This is a genomic window from Cupriavidus necator (assembly GCF_013141915.1).
In the GTDB taxonomy this organism is placed as follows: Bacteria; Pseudomonadota; Gammaproteobacteria; order Burkholderiales; family Burkholderiaceae; genus Cupriavidus; species Cupriavidus necator_B.
This window is the reverse complement of record NZ_SROX01000027.1, coordinates 16,289-34,493: the sequence shown is the minus strand read 5'-3', so window position 1 is coordinate 34,493 and position 18,205 is coordinate 16,289. Positions and strand designations below refer to the sequence as shown.

The following is an 18,205-nucleotide window of genomic DNA, read 5'->3' as shown; positions in this document are numbered from 1 at the left end:
TGAGTCTGTCGAAGCAGCTTATCGCGATTGCGATACAAATTACGCACAACTAATATAGCAGTTGAATTTGCTTCACATAGTTAGGACTAACCCTCACTCCACCGCGCTGGTGGCCGCCGAGCCTTCATGAGAGGAAGACCCAAGACGGAACTGGTGCTCAACGATGCGCAGCGCGAACAACTCACGGCCTTGAGGCGCGGCCCGGCGCGCGTCAAGGTAGTTGTCGCCTGAGTCACGCAGCCTTGAGCTCAGTATGTGGAACGCAGGCAGCCATTTTGACCATCTCGTCTCGTTCCGGATTGAGGATCACCCCGTCGATGTGCGACCAGTCTCTGGTGGCGCCCGACCAGCGCGCCGGGTGGCGCTCTTGGGCCTGGAGATACAGCGTGTGCCGTGCCGCCAAGATGGCTTGATCTGCCGGGGGTGTGGCGCTGCTGCGGGCTCACATAGCGGATGCCGCTGTGGCGGTGCTCGACGTTATACCAACGCACGAACCCAGCGGCCCAGGCGCGGGCATCGTCCAGTGTCTCAAAGCCCTGCGCCTGGAACTCCTGGCGGTATTTGGCCGTGCGGAACAACGACTCTGCAAACGCGTTGTCATCGCTGACACGAGGCCGCGAGTAGGAGGGCTTGATGCCCTGCCAGTTGAGCATGGTCAACACCGTGGTGGCCTTGCTCGTGGAGCCGTTGTCGCCATGCAGCACGGGCTTCGGTGTCATCGCCGCGATGCCCTCAGCCAGCGCGGTGCGGCGCACCAGGTGCACGGCGTGGTCGGAGTCATCGCTGTCGTGCACCTCGGCACCCACGATCTTCCGGCTGTACAGGGCAAGGATCAGGTTCAGGTGGAACCAGCGGCCCATCACCCTGGCGGGCAGGTAGGTCATGTCCCAGCACCAGACCTGGCCTGAGGCGGTGGCGATGTGGGTGGTGGGCGGCTTTGTTGCCCTGGGTGCCTTGGCACGTCCTCGGCGCTTGCGCTGCCCGGCGGCCTTGAGCACGCGCGCCATGCTGGACTCGCTGCCCAGGTACACGCCCTCGTCGGCCAGCATGGGCACGATGCGCGCCGGTGGCGCGCAAGCAAAGTGCGGCTCGTTGGCAACCGTCGGCAGCGCCGAGCGTTCGGCCGCACTCAGGGCATGGCTGAGCATCGGGCGCACGGCGCTGGGTCTGTCATCGCCCGCTGGAAGGCCCGAGCGGGCCTTCCAGCGCTGCAGGGTGCGCACGTCAATGCGCGCGACTTCGCAGGCCGGCTGCAGCCGCGCTCTTGCGGCATGGGCCGTGTCGATGTCTTGGGCCAGAGCTTGGCGATCTTCGAGGCCGATCACTCGTCCTCTCTCCTGCTGAAGATCGCCGAGACTTCCTAAGAAACGGCCTCGGTCGGTTGAAGTGTGAAACCGAACCTTGCAGCACGTCGATGCAGTTGCTTGACCACCCGCTCCCGATAGCACGCCTCGTAGAAGTTCGCGCCGGGATCGACGTATTTCATAACGAAGCGCATTACGTCGTAGAGCAGAACGACAATCTTGCGCGCGGTGGCGGTGACCGCCTTGGCCTTGCCGATTCTCGCCCCCAGCCTGCGGTAGAAGGCCCCAAGAGCGGTATCTGTTTTGCCGACCGTGACAGCCGCCATCCGCAGTATCCACGTGATCCGGTTGGCGGTCTTGCGGGTGTGCGCCGAGAGAACCTTGCCGCCGCTGATCTTGCAGCCCGGGGCAAGCGACAGCCATGATGGGAAGCGCTTGGCGTTCGGCCATCCTCGACCGGCTCATGCACCGATGCGCGATGCTGGAGTTCGAAGGCAAAAGCTACCGACTGAAGGAGATCGCCCCACGCATCGCCATCACACCCGGCAAGCCCGAAGTGGCACAAGGAAAAGTTCAAGATTTTCCGGGGAACAGATCGCGTACGCGCTGCGGTTGGCTGATCCGTGCACGCCTGTGGCCGATGTGTGCCGCCAAGCGGTGTGTCAAAGGGCTGCTCAAGCGGGTTCAATTCGGCCGTATCAAGGGTTTACCTGAGTGTCAGAACTGCTCCTGATGGGGAGGTGCGCGCTGGCCTCGGTGGTTCAAGCGCCAATACGGCGGAGGTGGAACTGGTTCTTCGCCAGCGCGGAAGCCACGTGCGCATCGTCGCGCATTCCCAGGGCCAGTGCGGAGCGGTGTAGTGCAGGCTGAGCAGGAAAGGCTTGCCGGCCTTCTTCAACAACGAGGGCACCTCGGGCGACATCGTGTACCCACGATTTGGTCCGATCAATCGCAGCTACATATGCATATATATGTTACATTTTACTTGTCGGTTAATTGCATTGCATAATGTGTGACAGTGCCATATTGTCTGTGGTGTAAACTTTCGGAGTACCTTCACGTGGTCATTAGGCGAAGTGGAAGCAGGGGTGCCTCGCAAACGAGTGGCGCGGCACCGAGGAGCATGGCTACCCGACTCAATGAGCCAAAGGCCAAACTCACCGATCTCGCCTATCAAATGATTGAGGAGGCCATCGTTACCTTGCGCATCCGGCCCGGCACATCCCTCTCCGAGCAAGCGCTAAGCGAGATGACCGGTATCGGCCGCACGCCCATTAGGGAGGCTATCCAGCGCTTGGCGCGCGAGCACCTCATCCTCGTAATGCCGCAACGCGGGCTCCTAGTATCGGAGATGAACGTCAATAAGCAGCTCAAGCTCCTGGAGACAAGGCGCGAGATCGAGCGCTTGATCTGCCGCAGCGCCGCCAAGCGGGCCAGCGATTCGGAGCGCCAATCCTTCCGGCGTCTCGCCGACGAGTTCACGAAGTACGCTGCGCGGAGCGACGATGTGGCTTTCGTACGTGCCGACCGCGAGTTCAATGAACTGTGCCTCAGTGCGGCAAGCAACGAATTCGCGGAAGGTGCGATGCGCATGCTGCACGGGTTGTCGCGGCGATTCTGGTACCTGCACTACAAGCAAACGGCCGACATGCCAGAAATGGCTCGCCTGCACGCTGCCGTCGCGCTGGCGATTGGCAAAGGCGACATCAAGCATGCCGGGGAAGCGCTTGATCGCCTGATTGACCATCTCGAAGGCTTTACGCGCGCCACCGTCCTGTAGCTCCGTTTGGTGGCATGCAGGCTCTGACGCACGACCGATCGTGCGAAGCCCAGCTTGGCGCTGTGCTGGCGGATGATCTTGACAACCGGCGACTGCCCGATAGCAACGCGCAAACGCATCGAGGTGTTGAGTTCCACTGATCTCTGACCCGAGATTTCCATCGAATGCTGACCCACCCGCTTGTGTGAGCAAAGCAGCTCACGTTGTGGATAAGTGCTTCGTTTTCTCCTTTTCAGACTTGGGGCCTGCTGAATGTGTGGAGCTGCAGCAAAGTGCGCCGCTGTTTCCGCGACTTTGTTGCCTCGATCAAGAGCCAAGTCGAAAGCTTGTCAGCGTATGGATCGAGCTTGCTGGTGCTCGCCCGCTTGGCATAGCGGGGCTCTTCGTCGCCCGCCCGCAGGTACTTCTTAACGGTATTGCGAGCCAGGCCTGTGCGCCTGGAGATCTCGCGGATGGACATCTGCTCGCGCAATGCCCAGCGTCTTATGACACTTAAAGTCGCCACGTCTATCACTCCTGAAATCTCCTGCTACTAAAAGCAGCAGGATAGGGTTCTTACGTGGGTCAGCTTTAAATGGAAATTGCAGCTCTAAGTGGGTCAGTTTTCAACGGAAGCCAACAAGCCAAGCCGTCGCCGAAGCGAATTTCGACGACAAAGTGTCCTTTTCTACCCAGGGCCGTGATGCCAGTGGGTACCCTGGCCGCGATAAGGCCGCGTAGTGGTGCTTCCTGCAGCAGCGCGTGAGCCGGTGGGTTGGCGATAGAACTGGATCGCTTTGATCTCATAGCGACAGTATCTGCGTATTTCGGTCGCTGCTGGACACTCAGTTCGGCTACTTGTGGACAGCGGGAGCGTTAGGACCTGGACAGCCGGATCGGCTCTCTTGGACACGCGCAATTTGATGCAGCTAGGCGTCGATCCTGCGGCTCCCAGTTGCGATGTAGGTTGGCCAGGCGGGTGCGAGGCCGGCTAGACTTCTGCAATCGGCCATCAGGAGTCGTTCGGGTCGGGCGGCTCTGTACAGCCGCGGCCGCCGCAACAGCGCGGCCAGCTGCTGCATGCTGCATGAACCCCAGCGAGCTCATAACCAGGTGCGTCGTCCCTTCGCGCTAGGGCGTCTTGAGCTTGAGCTCCACCTGACCGGCGGCGTTGAGCTGCACCCGTCGTCGGAGAGCGCCGGCCGCGTGAGACCCGTACAGGCGCTCGGGCAGATGGAGATCGCGCAGGTCAACCTGCTGATCTGAGTGGTGATCATCCCGGTGCTGATAAAGGTGGACTTCGGCGACCTTCATGGGGTGCGCCGCCACTGGCGCGGCATCGGGGTCAAGCTGTTCGTCAACTGGGCCGTCAAGCCCATCTCGATGGCGCTGCTGGGCTGGCTCTTCGTGCGCCACCTGCTGGCGCACCAACTCGACAGCCGTGTCGCCGGCCTGATCCTGCTGGCCGCCGCGCACTGCACGGCGATGGTCTTCCTCTGGAGCCGGCCGACGAACGCGGATCCACTCTTCACGCCCAGCCAGGTGGCGCTGAACGACACGATCATGGTGCTCGCCTTCGCGCCGATCGTCGAGCTGCTGCTCGGCCTGTCGTCGGGCGCCGTGGTCGGCGTGCAGATCGAGGTGCCGGTGATGCTGCTGGTGGTGCGCGTGGTCAACCGCTTCCGGGGCTGGTACTAGGCCGGGGCCATGGCAACGGCCGTGAAGCGACGTTCGGTCCGCGGCGTCTGAACCGGCCGCGTCGGGACAACGGGTCCCGACGCGGCCCGGCGATGTAAATAAATGTGTCGACTTTTCTTACAGATCGTCAGTCACGCCGAAGAAATCCCTGTTAAGTCATTGTTATTGTTGATGTTATTTGGATCGGCACAAATTGTGCTTTGTTGATCCAAGGTGACCGTGCACGGGCCGCAAGTGTGGCAGTGTCGCTCGCCCGGTATCGGCTTCAGATTCAATTCATTACCGGAAAGGTTCACTCCGTGTCGAAGACATTATTGAAGATTGGCTTGTCCTGCGCGCTGGCACTGGGCGGTGCCGCCCAGGCCGATGTCGTGTACCAGATCCAGAACGGCAAGTTGCAAAGTGCTACCGGCTTGATCATCAACAGCGAACAGTACCGCGTGACGTTCGGAAACTCATGCGCGTCGATGTTTGCCGGCTGCGATCAAAGCCTGTTCGACTTCACGACGTCGGCCGACGCGATGGTCGCGATGAATGCCGTGTTCGCCCAGGTGCTCGTCGACAATGTGGTGGTGGACGGCACCACCTACAACTTCGACACCCGGCCCGAACTGGTCAACAGCTGCGACCGGGGCGGCTTTTGCGAGATGTGGATCCCCTATCTGGATGCGGGCAATGGCAACGCCACATCGGCCTGGTTCGTGAATACGTCCAGCATCGACTATCTGGGGAGCGCAAATTACACGGTCTTCAAGGCGTACGGCGACTCCCAAGACTACATGGCGTTCATGGACTTCGAGAAGGTTGTCGTCAACGGCGTGCCCGAACCGGGATCGCTTGCGCTGTTGGGCATCGCCCTGGCGGGGCTGGGTCTCGCTCGGAAGCGCGCCGCGGGCTGATCTGCGGGCGGCGCTTTCGAGCCTGATGGGGGCCCAAACGAGCGGGCCCGTGCATCACGGTCCACCCGGAAGGCGGGGCGCAGGTTGCGGCCAGAGTATGGCTGAAGTACCGTCCATTCCCGTGCCACCGGGTGTCCGGACTGATCTCGAGCGTCGCGACCTGATGCACAACGCCCCCTGCATGGCCGGCGCCTGGGCCGCCGCCGGCACGCTGCCGGCCGTGGCTGGCACGCCGCGCAGCTTCGCGCCCTCGCTGCTGATGGACGACCGCGGCGACCCGCTCCAGGCGGAGACGCTGCAGCCCGGCGAGGCCTGGCTGTTCAACTACCCCGTTCGACGCCTCGCCGGCCGGGATCGCGCCGCAGGGCAGCATCGTCGCGTTCTCGGCGATCTGCAGTTACTAACCAGTGTACCCGACGGAGATGAGCAGCTTCATCGGGCTGCGCAAGGGCGTGGGCATCCGACAGTTGTCACTCCAGGGGCTGCTTACGCTGCACTACCGACGTACAACGGTGCTCGACGAAGGGCAGCAACGGGCCCATAGAAGCCGTCGGCGCTTTTCTCTGTGAGCGACAGGTCTACCCTCGAACTTGACCTTCGCTGACCCCGATGAGCAGATTGCAGACCGGCGACAGGAGGGATCATGTGCTCCTGCGGCACGACGACCGCAGAATATTCGCGGCGGGGCAACTGCTTCGGCAGGTCGCGAACCGCTCGGCGGACCGAAGGCCAAGACATCGTAGAAAGGCCCGTCGCCACTTGCCTGCCGCCGCAACTAACTGCGATGGCACATCTGAACCTCGATGGTCGAGTGCACGATCTCCTCGTGAATCGACAGCCACTCCCGCACCTGGTTCGGCACCAGTCGCTCGTCGTGGGTCACGAGACTGAGAGCGCACGAGTAGGTCGCCCTGCCCACTCGCCAGACATGCAGGTCGGCGACGAGGGTTTCACTCTCGGCGCCGCGCTCGGCAATGACCGCCCGGATCTCGTCGACCACCGGATGGTCCATCTCCCGGTCCAGCAGCACCTTGCTGGTTTCAACGATGAGCCCCTTGGCCCACAGCGCGACGACCAAAGCGCCAACGATGCCCATGACCGGATCAAGCCATGACCAACCCAGCCACCAACCGCCGGCGAGTGCCGCGATCGCCGCCACGGAAGTCGCCGCGTCGGCGATGACGTGGACGTAGGCTGACTTGAGGTTCAGGTCGTGGTGGTGACTCGTTTCGTGCGAATGACCATGGTGATCGTGCCCGTGGTCGTGGTGATGCGCCGCGTCCAGGATGCGTGCCGAGACGAGATTGACCACCAGGCCGAGCACCGCGATGAGCATGGCCTCCTTGTAGTGGATCGGCTCGGGGGTGATCAGTCGCTCTACCGAGCCGTACACCATGAGGCCCACGACCACCAGTAGGAAGATGGCGCTCGCGAACCCGCCGAGCACCTCCATCTTCCAGGTTCCAAAGGCGAACCGGGTGTCCTTCGCGTGCTTGCGCGCCGCCGAGTACGCGAACGCACTCAGTCCGATCGCCACGGCATGGCTGCTCATGTGGAAGCCGTCGGCCAGCAGTGCCATCGAGTTGTAGAACCAACCCGCGGCGATCTCGACGACCATCATCGCAGCGGTGATCCACATCACCACGCGCGTTCCGCGTTCTCCAGCCGCGTTTCCTGAATCAAAGACGTGGTCGTGCTGCCACTTGGCAAGATCGTCAGCGTGCATGGTCAGCCCTTCAGAACAGCTTGCCGACGTTCAGGAGCGTCAGCACGCCGAGGATGGCGAAGATGACGGCCGCGATGCCGTGGACCAGTTTCATCGACACCTTCTTGGCGATCTTGTCGCCCAGGAAGACCGCCGGCACGTTGGCCAGCATCATGCCGAAGGTCGTGCCCAGCACCACCTGGACGATGTCGGTGTAGCGCGCGGCCAGGGCCACGGTGGCGATTTGCGTCTTGTCGCCCATCTCCGCCAGGAAGAAGGCGACCACCGTCGTGCCGAACACGCCGAAGCGCTGCTTGCCACCCGCTGCGTCGTCGTCGATCTTGTCGGGGATCAGCATCCAGCCCGCCATGGCCAGGAACGACACACCGATCACCCAGCGCAGGATGTTCGGACCCATGGCCTGGGCCACCCAGCCGCCCACGGCGCCGGCGGCCGCGTGGTTCACGAGGGTCGCAACCAGGATTCCAAGGATGATGGGGATGGGCTTGCGAAAGGCTGCGGCCAGAACGATGGCCAGCAGCTGTGTCTTGTCGCCCATTTCACCCAGGGCGACGACGCCGGTCGAGACGAGGAATGCTTCCATGAAAACTCCAAGGGCCAGCGAAGACGAAGACTGCACGGCATCCCCGGCCCATCCGGAGGCAGTGCAGTCAAAGGTCTTGCCAGGCTTGAAGCTGTCCGCGCCATGACCATGAGGGTCAAGTGTGTTGACGCGGACCCCTGCGAGCGCAGGGCGGCTACTCCCCAATGACGGGTGAGGGGCAAGTATATCGGGCGGTCTCAGCGCACCAGGAGCAGCGGTACCTTTCAGGCGGCGATGACGTCGCCCGCGTCTGTCGAATCGCCGCTGGTCATCGGCTCAGAACTCAAACTCCGCCTGCGCTCGCAGCGTGTGCTTCGGCGACGCATGGTTGATGCCGAACAGCACACCAGCGTTGTACTTGATCGTCTGGTGATCGCCGACTTTGACTCGGCCGAACAGGGCCGGTCCTGCGATGTGCGACTGCTCTCTCGACGGCGCCCAGTCATTCCACGGGCCCATGTTGCCGAAACCCTGCACACCGGCCTCGAGAGCTGGTGTCCAACGGTACTTCAGCTGCCACTGGTAGCCGAGCTCGGCCTTCTCCGGCTCCGCGATGCGGATGTGCTTCTAGATCAACAGATTGAGATTGGCCTGCCACAGGCCGAACTCCGACTGCAGCAGCGGGCCCCATTTGTATTCATAGCCTTCGCTGCGGTCCTTCGGTCGCTCGATCTCGAGCAGGAAGCCAACGTCGACCGGGTACTTCCCGGTCTCTGTGAGCTGGAACTTGTTCTCCCACTCCCAGGCGTCGAAGGCACTCGGCGCGCCCGGCTCGTGGTGCCACTTCGCATACAGCTCGGTGAACCACCAACTGGTGGCGCCGTAGCCGAGCCCGATCGACCAGGCGCTCTCGCGGGTGCCATCGCGCAACTTGCGCGTGCCGGCTTTGAAGTCGATCTCGCGCTCGCCCTCCTCGACGATAGGCGTGACGACATAGTCGGAAGGTCCGGCTGCCGCCGGAACGGTGTAGGCAAGGCAGGACAGGGCAAGGGCGACAAGCGCCCGTCCATATTTGACGTTATGCATCGGAAGGCCTCGGGAGTGGCAAGAAGAAGAGATGCGACGGGCGACCTCGCAGGGCGCCGGCGAGGGGGCTGGGCGGGCGCGCCGTCAGGCCGGGCCGGCGCGGCGATGCGGCGGGCTGACGCCCAGCTGGCGCATCACCATGCGCGTGCCGATGTAGATGCTGGCCAGCACGGCGACATAGAAGCCGATCTGCATCGCCGACGGCCGCGCGTCGTAGCCAACCAGTGCGTGCAGTAGCGCGCCCAGCGCCGAATCGGACGCCAGCCAGGCGGAGCTGTCCCACAGCGGCGCGGTGCCGCGCTCGACCAGCCCGGCCTGCGCGAGGGCGCGGGCCAGTTGGCTGGCGATCGACGCGGCCAGCAGCGCGATCAGCACATTGGTTGCAGCGAAGAGCTTCTGCGTCGGGATGCGCGACAAGCCGGCATAAAGGCCAACGCCGACCACGGCGCCGGCAACCAGCCCAAGCGCACAGGCCAACATCACCGAGGCGGTGCCGACCTGGCCGCCGCCAGTCAGCGAGCCGGCTACGAACAGCACCGTCTCGGCGCCCTCACGCAGCACCGCGAGGGCCACCGCGACGAACAACACCCACGGCTTGCGCTGCCCGCCCTGGACCGATGCGCCGAGCTGGCGCGCCTCCATCGCCATCTGCCGGCCGTGCGTCGAGACCCAGACGCAGTGCCACACCAGCATCGACAGCGCGACCGTCAGGATGCCGATGTTGACCAGATCCTGGCCGATGCCGTCGGCCCAGGTGCCGACCTGCTCGGCCGACAGCGCCAGCAGCAGCGCACCGGCCACGCCGGCGGCGACACCGCCGGCCAGCCAGCGGCCTCGCTGCGGCAACTGCTTCGTAGCGGCGGCGATGATGCCGACGAACAGCGCGGCCTCGAGGGTTTCGCGGAAAACGATCAGGGAGGCGGCGAACATGGCGATGGCGATTCGATCACTCGGCGACGACGACGCCCTTGGCCGTCGCCTGGTTGTATTCGCCGAAGAAGTCGTAGCGACCGGCCTTGAGCGGACCGATGAAGATCGTCGCCTTCGCGCCCGCAGGAATGACCTTTTCGCGGTTCAGCGAATGGCTCTCGAACTCCTCCGGCGTGCTGTCCTGGTTGTGCACGATCAGCTTGGCCCGCTGGCCCACGGGCACTTTCAGCTCGGCTGGCTCGAAGCGGTGGTTCTTGATGACAAGCGGCACTTCCATGTCTGCAGCCTGCGCGGCGCCGCAGGACAGGGCGAGGCTGGCGGCGAGGACGGCAATCCGGGATACGAATCCTTGGGCGAGCATGGTCTGTTCCTTCAGAGGCTTCGAGACGGCTGGGGCTGAGGGTTGATGTCGTTATGCTAATGCGAAGCGTTCGCATTTGCAATACCAATCTCTCGCTTGGCTCGCGAGGAGGCTCGCGACGACGCCACTGCTTGAGTCGACTCGACCCGGCCGCGATGGTGCTGACGGCTTCAAACCTGTTTAGCGCCGCCGCGAGGGGATGTGCACGAGCAGCGAGGCCCGAGCCCTGGCGATGGCCTTCGTGACCTTCGGGCGGTTCCAGTTCTTTATCCGCACCGACGATCCCGGCTGTATCGAGGTCCGCGTCCAGTGCTGCACCCGCGCCGAAGGCGTCTGGGCCGTTGCGGCCTACGGCAGCTGTGCTTAGAGACCGGCCGTTGGCTTGGTGATTTCGTGGCCGATCGTGTGACTGCAAATGGCCGATTCCTGAAGTCTAGCCTTGGAGCTGGGGGTCAGCTAGCCATCAAGAAAGGATCGCCGGCGGCCTACGTATCGCCAGCCTCTTCAAACAATCGGTGGGCCTCGGGGGTTCTAGACAGGGTGGCCGGTGAAGTTCGTTGGCTGAGGTGCCGAACACTATGTCAACGGTGTCGAACTTGATGTCCAAGAAGCCCGAAATACGCAGCTCCACCGTGAACACACCGGGCACGTAGTCCAGCTTCTCGGCCACGTCCTCGCCGACGCGCTTCATCTGGCAGCCGCACTGGCACAGGGTGGACTCGGGCTCGTGGCGGATCTCGCGACGCGGCAGGTTTGCTGGCAGCGGCGCGCGCTTGGGAACCTTCTTCTCTTCCAGCTTGGCTGGTGCCTGCGCTTCCTGCAGCGCATCGATCTCCGTGGCCACGGCCGCCAGGTCGGCCTCGATCTCGTCTTCAAGTAGGCTCTTCTGCTCGGGGTTGAAGCGCTCGGACTAAGCGGCAAACTTCATGCGCTTCAAGAGCGCATCTTGTGCGTGAGTTTGTCCAGCAACGCGCTCTGGTGGCGCAACTGCGTCATGAGGCGCGTGGTCAGCTCACGCAGCTCTTCTGCGCTCAGGCTCTGCAGGGATTGAGGCTCGACCACCATGGGCATCCACTGTGCCAGCACTGGCACATGCGCACCATTGGCGCATGCCCCAATTGGCAAGCGCCGGTCTGCTCTTCAGAGTCAGACCACGGTGATGACACCACCGTCGCCAAGGCGCTGCCAAGGCAGGCCCAGCACCAGCGCATCGAACTGCGCGTCGCTGAGCGAGGCGGTACTTGGGGTCTCCTCGTTTTCAGTGCAATAAGTGACGGTACGAAAAGCTAGCACTGGCGCGGAGGTGGTGTTGGTAGATCGTTGATTTCATTGACTTTCCTGTTCACTTTCAAATCTGCGATTCGTGGCGTCAAACCGTGGTCGGTTTCATCCATTGGTGCCAGTTATCGATGCATTTGGCCGCGAAGGCAGGATTTGGTCAGCATAGCGGTCAACCGGGAAGCGAAACACACCCCGCAAGTTGATGCTCTCCAGCCTGGTGGGCGCAATCTTCCCGATCAGTTCCGGTGGAATGACCTGGCGGCGGTTCGACCAGCGATCCAGGACCGCCTGCATCTGTGAGGTATTCCACGCCATCACGATGTTGGCCATCAGGCTCAACGCATCGGCCACAGCCTGCATTTCATCGACACGTTTGGCCTGCGCCGGGCTGATCCGGCCGGTATAAATGGCGCGCTTGAGGGCGTTAACAGCCTCGCCCCGATTGAGCACCCGGCGCAACTCGTTCCTGAAAGCGTCCTTGACAAAGTAGTCAGCCAAAAACGCCGTACGCAGCAACCGCCCCAATTGCACGCCAGCCTCATAGATTGGATCGCCCTGGGCGGCAGAACCGAACCGCGCAAGAGCTGCCACCGCACTGGCATGTCCGCTCATGACCGAGGCTGCCAGGTGCACCAGACTATCCCAATGCTTTTCGATCAAAGCGACGTCGACATTGGCTTCGCACACCGCAGCGATTTCTGCGGGCACTTTGGTGCCGCGTGGCACAAAGAGGTGGCGCTGTTTGAGTTCCTTCAACCGCGGGCAAAGATCAAAACCAAGCAAACGGGCATGTGACATGGCAAAGTCGGTGTAGCCATGGGTATCCACAGCAAGCTGGCTGGTCTCCAGCTTTTCTTGGCGGATGACACCTTCAATGGCCACGCCCGCCTGGCGCTCATTGAGCACAAAGGGCTGCGCATGGAAGATGCCCCACCGGTCTTTTACATGGGAGTAGATTCCAATGGAAGGTGTGTTGCGCCGAGGATCAAGCCGGGCTTGCCACACCCGTTTGGTGGTCTCCATGCTCATCATGTCAGAAGATGCCAAATCGGACCGCCCCCAGGTGGCGGCAATCGGGTGTCGCTGCATGAATTCCAGCACAGCCTGGCAGGCCTGGCTCAGACGCCGTTCGTCCCGCGCCCAGCGCATGGCCTGGCGAATGCTGGTGGCAGACAATTGCGGAATCATGCGCGCGCATTCGACCGCAGTCAGACTGGTGCCGTGGGCCATGATGCCGGCATAGACCATCAGCAGCTCGTCGGTAGAGCGCGGCTCACGTCCGAGCATGATCCAGCTAAAGCGCACCTGGGCGTCAACGGCCAGAATCACTTCCGGCAATTGAACCTCACCGATGCGGTGATCCAAAGCCGCGCGCAGCTTGGTCACTTCTGGGTCTTCGTCCTCTGCGGGCAATGGCGACAAATGGAGTTCATCATCCACGCGCAGTACGCCACTGCGGGCTGCAGCGGCCACCGCATCGACACCGGCAGTTACTCTGGCCAGCAAAGGCTTCAAGAAAGTGGCAGCCTTGCTGGGTAACGATAGACGGGCATAGTGTTTCTTGGACTCTGCCTGCCAACGCTCGTCCGTGAAGAACAAGCGCGCACGACCCCGAAAGCTCAGGCTGTGCTCAATCCAGACCGAGCCATTGCGCACCGCGCGGCGCAGGGCAAACAGGGTGGCCACCTCCAACGCCTGAAACGCCCGTTCCCGGTCTGGGCTGGAGATCGAAACCTGCCAGATCATTCCCAGACTTGGTGCCACCACTTCAACTGGCAGCTTTCTGGATCCTTTGAGATATAAAGCTTGCAGCTTGGCAAGGTACTCGATGGCAGGATGCTCGCCGGTGGCCTGCCAGGGCAGCTTTGCAATGGCGACGAGCAACGACCGCACGGGGCGAATTCCATCAATCAATCCCTCGCGGACCAGGGAGGCCCTGCTCGGTGGTTTGCGTTTCTGGGTTTCGGTGATCAAGGCTTCAAGACGGGCACGCAACTCAGCATCTGGCACCGCACCTTGCGCGCTCAAGGCAACAAGTTCGCCGAGCAGCGTTTTGTACATTGCGGCCCAATTGACGGTAGCGGGGACATCGGCGGCAGCCTGACGCCACAGATCGGCGATCCGGCGCTGCACCATAAGGATCAACTGGTCTGTGGTGGTGAACAGGCAATACCGAAGAAAGCATGCGACCTCCACGGTGCGCGCTGGCTCTTTGATCTTGGCTCCGGCTGAGGGCGGCCTGGAGACAAGTCGGCGCGCGTAGCGGCGCAAGATGAGATCGGGGATGTCTGCCAGGTGCTTATGAACGTCCAGCGTGTAAAGCAGGTCGATGCGCTCCAGTACCTCGCTGATTTGGCGGGTTGAGTGTTTCGCCGGTGCAGCCCATAGCCAACTCTGCTGGGTTTGTCCATCTGGGCGCAGCTCTGAAACTGAGGCTCGCCAGCGATCAAGTGTTGCTGGATCAACGCTGGCGGCGATGGCGGTGCCTGTTTCAACTTCAAGCTGGGCAAGTGCCGCCGCAATCAGTGTCCGAATTGCCCGCTCGTGCACGATCACCAGCTTGTTCTTGTACAGCCATTGACGCGCCCGCACGAGTAGCTGATCGCGGTCGGCGCAGCGCGCCACTTCGTCGCGCAGTTCACGTACCAGTGAGCGGCGCTGGTGCTCGCTCATCCACTGGAATCCAAGGACCGTGCAGGCTACTTGTTGGTGATCGAATAGCGTGCGCCCGCGTTCATACATGGCTCTCAGCGAGGCGACTTCTGGTGCTGCAATGCCAAGCTCGTTGCCAAGGTGGCGCCACAAGGCTACTGGAATTACCCGAAAGGCACCGAGCAAACGCCCACTCATGCGCAGGAAACCAATATGGAGCGCCAGACCAAGCTTGTGGGAATCACCTCGGCGTGCATTGATTGCGTCGCGCTCGGCACCATCGAAGGTGAAAAATGCCTTCATCTCGAAGTCGCTGATATCGCGGGGGAGCCCACGCATCCCCAAAAACGTTGTGTGCCAACCCTGCATCGTGAACCTCAAAAGTGGGAGGCCACCATACCCGTTTACAAAGCGAACAGGAAAGTCAATGAAATCAACGGTCTACCCAGACCACCCCCGCGCCAGTGCTAGCTTTGCGTACCGTCACTTATTGCACTGAAAACGAGGAGACCCCGGGCAAGCTGGGAGGCGCGCCACAGTGCTGGATGGATGGTTTCAGGGTCGAGAACTGGCATGACAGGGTTCCTGTTAGCCAGTGTACTGTATATCCGTACAGTAATCATCTCGCCCATAAGACACACACGTGCCTAAACTAGCACCGTATGGTACTAAGTAGCTATCTGATAGCTGCGTCGGTGCGGTTCCTGGGGGGGCGCCGGCATGCGGTGACGCACGGGCTTCGGCCAGGTTGCTTTGTCCGCCGTGCCGAAAACAACAGTTATCGGCAAAGGCGCCACCCATAAAAAAGCCGCCCGCGGGCGGCTTTACGGCGTCATAGCGTTCGCGCCGCCTGGGGGAACCGGCCGCGAGCTTCTGCCGGCAGCACATGCTGGAGCCACCGCGCGCTGGAGGCCCCCAAGCGGGCAAAGTTCTCGCGCGCCTGCCGCAACGTCAGGCCATGGTTGGCACCGGATTCGTGGTCCGGTTTGTTGAGTCCCCAGGCCTCATCCTCCCAGAAGCAAACCGGGCAGATTTCCCAATGGCCTTTAGTGTCCAACGTGAAGTAGTCGCAGCAGTCGCATTGGCATTTCATGTGGGTTTTGATCCCGTTATTCCCCACCCCGATTTCCCCGATTGGGGCGTTTTCCTCCGCCCGGTCGCATACCGGCGGCTCCCATGAAAAAGCCGCCATCGGGCGGCCGGCGGAATCGATTCAGGCGACTACCCCGCCTTCAATGCATCCCACTGTCGGATCAGGTTTTCGGAGAGGTCTAGCATCCGGTCGAAGTCCTGCATCAAGGCGGCGAACCGTTCATTTCCCGATTCTGCGGTCCCTACCATGGCCATCTGACCAGTCAGGACGGATATCTGTTGCAGGCGCTCGTTCACCAAGCGCATTTTTAGGCTGATTTCTTCTTCTTTGTTCATGGGCTTTCTCTGGTCCCGGCGGCCGGCCGGTGCGGGGCGCGGTGGCGCAGGTGCCCTGGGGGCGTTCTGTCTATCGGCCGCGCTTCAGCGGGCCGGCTTCGTTCAGATACGTTTCCAGCAGATCGCCGGCCGCCTGCAGCGTCGCGACTTCGACGCGGCACCAGTCGTAGTACGGGACGCCGGCCATCCTGGCGCGAAGGTCGGCAACCAGATCCAACGCGCCCGCGCGGGCATGCCGGTCGGTGTAGGCGTTCAGCAGCTCGATGGCGGCCTGCACATTGGCGGCATGGACGCGGCGCCAGTGCGGGCTCTCGGCGCCCGCCTCGCTGGCGCGCAGCCGGGCGATCAGATCCTGCGTGCCTTCGCGGGAATGCAGGTCGTCCATGGTATCTCCTCGCCGGCCGGGGCCGTTCACGTAATGTCCAGCTGCGCCGCATGGATGCCCAGCGCGGCCGCGATCTTTTCGCGCGTCGCCTTGCGTACCCGCGGGGCGTTTTCCTGCTTGGCGAAAGCCGGCTGGCTGATGCTTAAGCGATCGGCCACTTCCTGTTGCGTGAGGCCAAGGTGCTCGCGCCAAGCACGAATGGGTGGCACGTCATCAACTAGAACACGCGTGACCACGGCATGCGGCACCAAGTCCTTGTCAGTGTGGTGGCGCAGCGCCACATAGTCGGCATAGGGGATGACGGCAAAGGCGGGTCTTCCTTCGTTATCGGTGATGATTTGCACGCGATCCATGTGATAGTTCCGCAACCGCGCACGCGCCACGGCGCCGCGACGTCATGGTTTCCCGAGATTGTCACGGCGCTGGCCGCCTTGCCGCCTTGCTGCATCCTGGATGGCGAAGTCTGCGTGCTTCATTGCTTCCATGTCGTCGGCGCCAAGAACGCCTCGGAACGAAGCCACCAGGAACGCGGCGAAGCCTACGCCGACCAGAATTGCAATCCCTATTTCAATCGCTGTTTCCATCGAAATCCGTCAGTTCGTGAAGTGAAGGGTCGCCCGTCCGGATAGTGCGCGGCGAGTTTCAGAGATTTCCGCTTTCATGCCGGCTGTCTTGGTGTACGTCGGGCTCAGCCACCGGCCACAGGCAGGCAATACGAACTCAGCTTCCCCCCATTCAGTTCGATCCGCGGCCGTCGCCCCTCTTGCAGCCACCGTCGAATCGTTGGGGGGAGGTCTGGGTGGACGCCGTCACGCTGGATGCGAGCTAGCGCCCCCGTGCCGACCTCAAAAACGCCATTTCCGCATGTTGCGCAACGGTACGAGAACCCGTTGCCGCTCGGCAACTCGCCGCGCTCCGCCAACGCGGCGCAAAGTGGGCAAGGGGCAGGCTCAAGCGATCTCATGGGAGTCCTGTACGCACGGAGCGGACATCATCAAGGGACATTCACACATCTTATTGTCATTGCCGTGAGCGAGATAGCGTAGTCGGAAGCGCACTTCGTCGCAAGCACTTGCGGGGCCCGCGCGCGGTGCTGCACACCAGTGCATCAGATGGCCCGATGAAAGCGGCCGGGCGGAATGGCGCCGGGCCGCTTGATCTTGAGCCAGTCCGACGACCGGCCGCCGACATAGGGGCTGTGGGCGCGCTTCGCTACGATGCCCTCCAGCTGCAGCGCGACGGCCTGCTGGTAGAGCCAGTGGCCATCGTCCACAGTGCCAACGCACAGCATGCCGCGCGGCGGCTCGGCCAGAAGCTGCTGAAGCTTTTCGCGGCGGACCTCGATAGGCTCGGCGCGTAGGTCGCGGCCGCGGTAGACCAGCAGGTCGAACACGCAGTACACGACCAGGTCGTCGCCGGGCTGATAGCCCCGCCGCCTGGCGCGCCGGTGCAGCCGGTCGAAGTCCGGGCGGCCGTACTCGTCCAGCACCACCACCTCGCCGTCCAGAACGTGCGCGCCGCGCGGCAGCGCCTTGAGGCTCTGGACGACCTCGGCGAACCATCGGGATGCGTCCGCGCCGTTGCGGGTTCTCAGCGCCGCCGGCGACGTGCCGGCCAGCGCGCGGTAGCCATCGTATTTCAGCTCATAGTGCCACTGGCCCGTCCGCGGCAGCGTCTTGCGATCGCATAGGAGCATGGGCTCGAAGGCCGCCAGCGGCGCGGCCTGGGCGGGCGGCATGGGCACCTGGCCCTCAGCCTTTCGAGCGGGTGGGATCGTTGCCGAAGCTGTTGCGCAGGCGGATTTGGCCATCCTTGCCATGCACTAGCAGCTCGACCTTGTCGCGCTTGGCCGCGGCGGTGGCCGCCTCGATGGCCTCGGCCTGCGTCGCATGGTGCGAGCTGGCGCGCTGGCCGCCTTCGCGGCTCACGTCCCAGCCGCCGTCCTTGGGCACTACGTGGATATTTTTTCCCATGATCGCCTCCGTAAAGATGCGAATCCATTGTGGCGGGTAGGGCGGTGGCCACCATCCGGCTGTGTCCGACACCGCGAGTCATCATTGCATGCCCAGCAGGCGCAGGATGACCTCCAGCGCGCGGAGCAAATACACCGCAACTTTCAACAGTTCAGTCAGCATTTGAAGAAACAGCATGGCGTTACTCTCCTGGTGTGTGT

The 18,205-nt window shown here is 62.7% G+C and carries 19 protein-coding genes, 6 pseudogenes and 1 riboswitch; of the genes and pseudogenes, 5 read left to right on the top strand and 20 right to left on the bottom strand.

Features of this window, described 5'->3' with window-relative positions:
- Positions 1–232: 232 nt before the first annotated feature.
- The 3 genes and pseudogenes from E5S69_RS30505 to E5S69_RS32555 form a co-directional block, all read right to left on the bottom strand.
- Positions 233–1,352 (bottom strand): annotated as a pseudogene (locus E5S69_RS30505) (IS3 family transposase); the annotation flags it as partial.
- Between the two features lie 8 nt (positions 1,353–1,360).
- Positions 1,361–1,630: a hypothetical protein gene (locus tag E5S69_RS30500; protein WP_059401885.1), complete on the bottom strand. Its 270-nt coding sequence runs from the start codon at positions 1,628–1,630 to the stop codon at positions 1,361–1,363.
- Positions 1,631–1,639: 9 nt separating this feature from the next.
- Positions 1,640–1,699: pseudogene (locus E5S69_RS32555) on the bottom strand (hypothetical protein); the annotation flags it as partial.
- 47 nt (positions 1,700–1,746) lie between these two features.
- Here E5S69_RS32555 and E5S69_RS30495 point away from each other — a divergent pair.
- Positions 1,747–1,842: pseudogene (locus E5S69_RS30495) on the top strand (ATP-binding protein); the annotation flags it as partial.
- 585 nt (positions 1,843–2,427) lie between these two features.
- Positions 2,428–3,084, top strand: a complete 657-nt coding sequence (locus tag E5S69_RS30490) for a GntR family transcriptional regulator (protein ID WP_059401886.1) — start codon at positions 2,428–2,430, stop codon at positions 3,082–3,084.
- 256 nt (positions 3,085–3,340) lie between these two features.
- On the opposite strand, the pseudogene E5S69_RS30485 reads toward E5S69_RS30490, so the two are convergent.
- Positions 3,341–3,598 (bottom strand): annotated as a pseudogene (locus E5S69_RS30485) (IS21 family transposase); the annotation flags it as partial.
- 683 nt (positions 3,599–4,281) lie between these two features.
- Here E5S69_RS30485 and E5S69_RS30480 point away from each other — a divergent pair.
- Both E5S69_RS30480 and E5S69_RS32855 read left to right on the top strand, forming a co-directional pair.
- Positions 4,282–4,728: pseudogene (locus E5S69_RS30480) on the top strand (arsenic resistance protein); the annotation flags it as partial.
- Positions 4,729–5,060: 332 nt separating this feature from the next.
- A complete protein-coding gene (locus E5S69_RS32855) occupies positions 5,061–5,660 on the top strand; it encodes a PEP-CTERM sorting domain-containing protein (RefSeq protein WP_216621502.1) in 600 nt (199 codons plus the stop codon).
- 775 nt (positions 5,661–6,435) lie between these two features.
- On the opposite strand, the gene dmeF is transcribed toward E5S69_RS32855, so the two are convergent.
- The 6 genes from dmeF to E5S69_RS30450 all read right to left on the bottom strand — a co-directional run bounded on the left by dmeF (position 6,436) and on the right by E5S69_RS30450 (position 10,286).
- Positions 6,436–7,386 carry a CDF family Co(II)/Ni(II) efflux transporter DmeF gene (gene dmeF, locus E5S69_RS30470; protein WP_159608966.1) on the bottom strand — a complete coding sequence of 317 codons (951 nt, stop codon included), beginning with the start codon at positions 7,384–7,386 and terminating at the stop codon, positions 6,436–6,438.
- Positions 7,387–7,396: 10 nt separating this feature from the next.
- Complete coding sequence (locus E5S69_RS30465; protein WP_159608965.1) at positions 7,397–7,969, bottom strand: TMEM165/GDT1 family protein; 573 nt, start codon at positions 7,967–7,969, stop codon at positions 7,397–7,399.
- A gap of 2 nt (positions 7,970–7,971) precedes the next feature.
- A riboswitch (yybP-ykoY riboswitch) is annotated at positions 7,972–8,144 on the bottom strand.
- A gap of 101 nt (positions 8,145–8,245) precedes the next feature.
- A complete protein-coding gene (locus tag E5S69_RS32205) occupies positions 8,246–8,446 on the bottom strand; it encodes a hypothetical protein (RefSeq protein ID WP_216621501.1) in 201 nt (66 codons plus the stop codon).
- Positions 8,447–8,536: 90 nt separating this feature from the next.
- Positions 8,537–8,995, bottom strand: coding sequence for a hypothetical protein (locus E5S69_RS32200; protein WP_216621500.1), 459 nt, complete (start codon positions 8,993–8,995; stop codon positions 8,537–8,539).
- 84 nt (positions 8,996–9,079) lie between these two features.
- Positions 9,080–9,925 (bottom strand): FTR1 family iron permease, encoded by an 846-nt coding sequence (locus tag E5S69_RS30455; protein WP_159608964.1) that lies wholly within the window; start codon positions 9,923–9,925, stop codon positions 9,080–9,082.
- Between the two features lie 16 nt (positions 9,926–9,941).
- A complete protein-coding gene (locus E5S69_RS30450) occupies positions 9,942–10,286 on the bottom strand; it encodes a cupredoxin domain-containing protein (protein WP_159608979.1) in 345 nt (114 codons plus the stop codon).
- 232 nt (positions 10,287–10,518) lie between these two features.
- Between E5S69_RS30450 and E5S69_RS32735 the strand changes: the two genes are divergently transcribed.
- Positions 10,519–10,653, top strand: a complete 135-nt coding sequence (locus E5S69_RS32735; RefSeq protein ID WP_268894230.1) for a hypothetical protein — start codon at positions 10,519–10,521, stop codon at positions 10,651–10,653.
- A 243-nt stretch (positions 10,654–10,896) separates the two neighbouring features.
- Here the strand turns inward: E5S69_RS32735 and E5S69_RS33045 are convergent.
- The 10 genes and pseudogenes from E5S69_RS33045 to E5S69_RS30400 form a co-directional block, all read right to left on the bottom strand.
- Positions 10,897–11,351: pseudogene (locus E5S69_RS33045) on the bottom strand (IS66 family transposase); the annotation flags it as partial.
- A gap of 81 nt (positions 11,352–11,432) precedes the next feature.
- A complete protein-coding gene (locus tag E5S69_RS30440) occupies positions 11,433–11,579 on the bottom strand; it encodes a hypothetical protein (RefSeq protein WP_171518068.1) in 147 nt (48 codons plus the stop codon).
- A 93-nt stretch (positions 11,580–11,672) separates the two neighbouring features.
- Entirely contained in the window at positions 11,673–14,588 is a 2,916-nt protein-coding gene (locus tag E5S69_RS30435; RefSeq protein ID WP_003049965.1) for a Tn3-like element IS1071 family transposase, read from the bottom strand.
- Positions 14,589–15,051: 463 nt separating this feature from the next.
- The gene (locus E5S69_RS33040) at positions 15,052–15,312 is read right to left on the bottom strand and encodes a CPCC family cysteine-rich protein (protein ID WP_061959900.1); all 261 of its coding nucleotides are present in this window, start codon (positions 15,310–15,312) and stop codon (positions 15,052–15,054) included.
- A 128-nt stretch (positions 15,313–15,440) separates the two neighbouring features.
- Positions 15,441–15,647 carry a hypothetical protein gene (locus E5S69_RS30425; protein WP_116328429.1) on the bottom strand — a complete coding sequence of 69 codons (207 nt, stop codon included), beginning with the start codon at positions 15,645–15,647 and terminating at the stop codon, positions 15,441–15,443.
- Positions 15,648–15,717: 70 nt separating this feature from the next.
- Positions 15,718–16,032 carry a hypothetical protein gene (locus E5S69_RS30420; RefSeq protein WP_061959890.1) on the bottom strand — a complete coding sequence of 105 codons (315 nt, stop codon included), beginning with the start codon at positions 16,030–16,032 and terminating at the stop codon, positions 15,718–15,720.
- A 26-nt stretch (positions 16,033–16,058) separates the two neighbouring features.
- Positions 16,059–16,385 (bottom strand): helix-turn-helix domain-containing protein, encoded by a 327-nt coding sequence (locus E5S69_RS30415; protein ID WP_061959891.1) that lies wholly within the window; start codon positions 16,383–16,385, stop codon positions 16,059–16,061.
- 42 nt (positions 16,386–16,427) lie between these two features.
- Complete coding sequence (locus tag E5S69_RS30410) at positions 16,428–16,616, bottom strand: hypothetical protein (RefSeq protein ID WP_061959892.1); 189 nt, start codon at positions 16,614–16,616, stop codon at positions 16,428–16,430.
- Between the two features lie 524 nt (positions 16,617–17,140).
- A complete protein-coding gene (locus E5S69_RS30405; protein ID WP_061959893.1) occupies positions 17,141–17,770 on the bottom strand; it encodes a hypothetical protein in 630 nt (209 codons plus the stop codon).
- A gap of 13 nt (positions 17,771–17,783) precedes the next feature.
- On the bottom strand, positions 17,784–18,005 hold the full coding sequence (locus E5S69_RS30400) for a DUF2188 domain-containing protein (protein ID WP_061959894.1): 222 nt from the start codon (positions 18,003–18,005) through the stop codon (positions 17,784–17,786).
- Positions 18,006–18,205 lie beyond the last annotated feature (200 nt).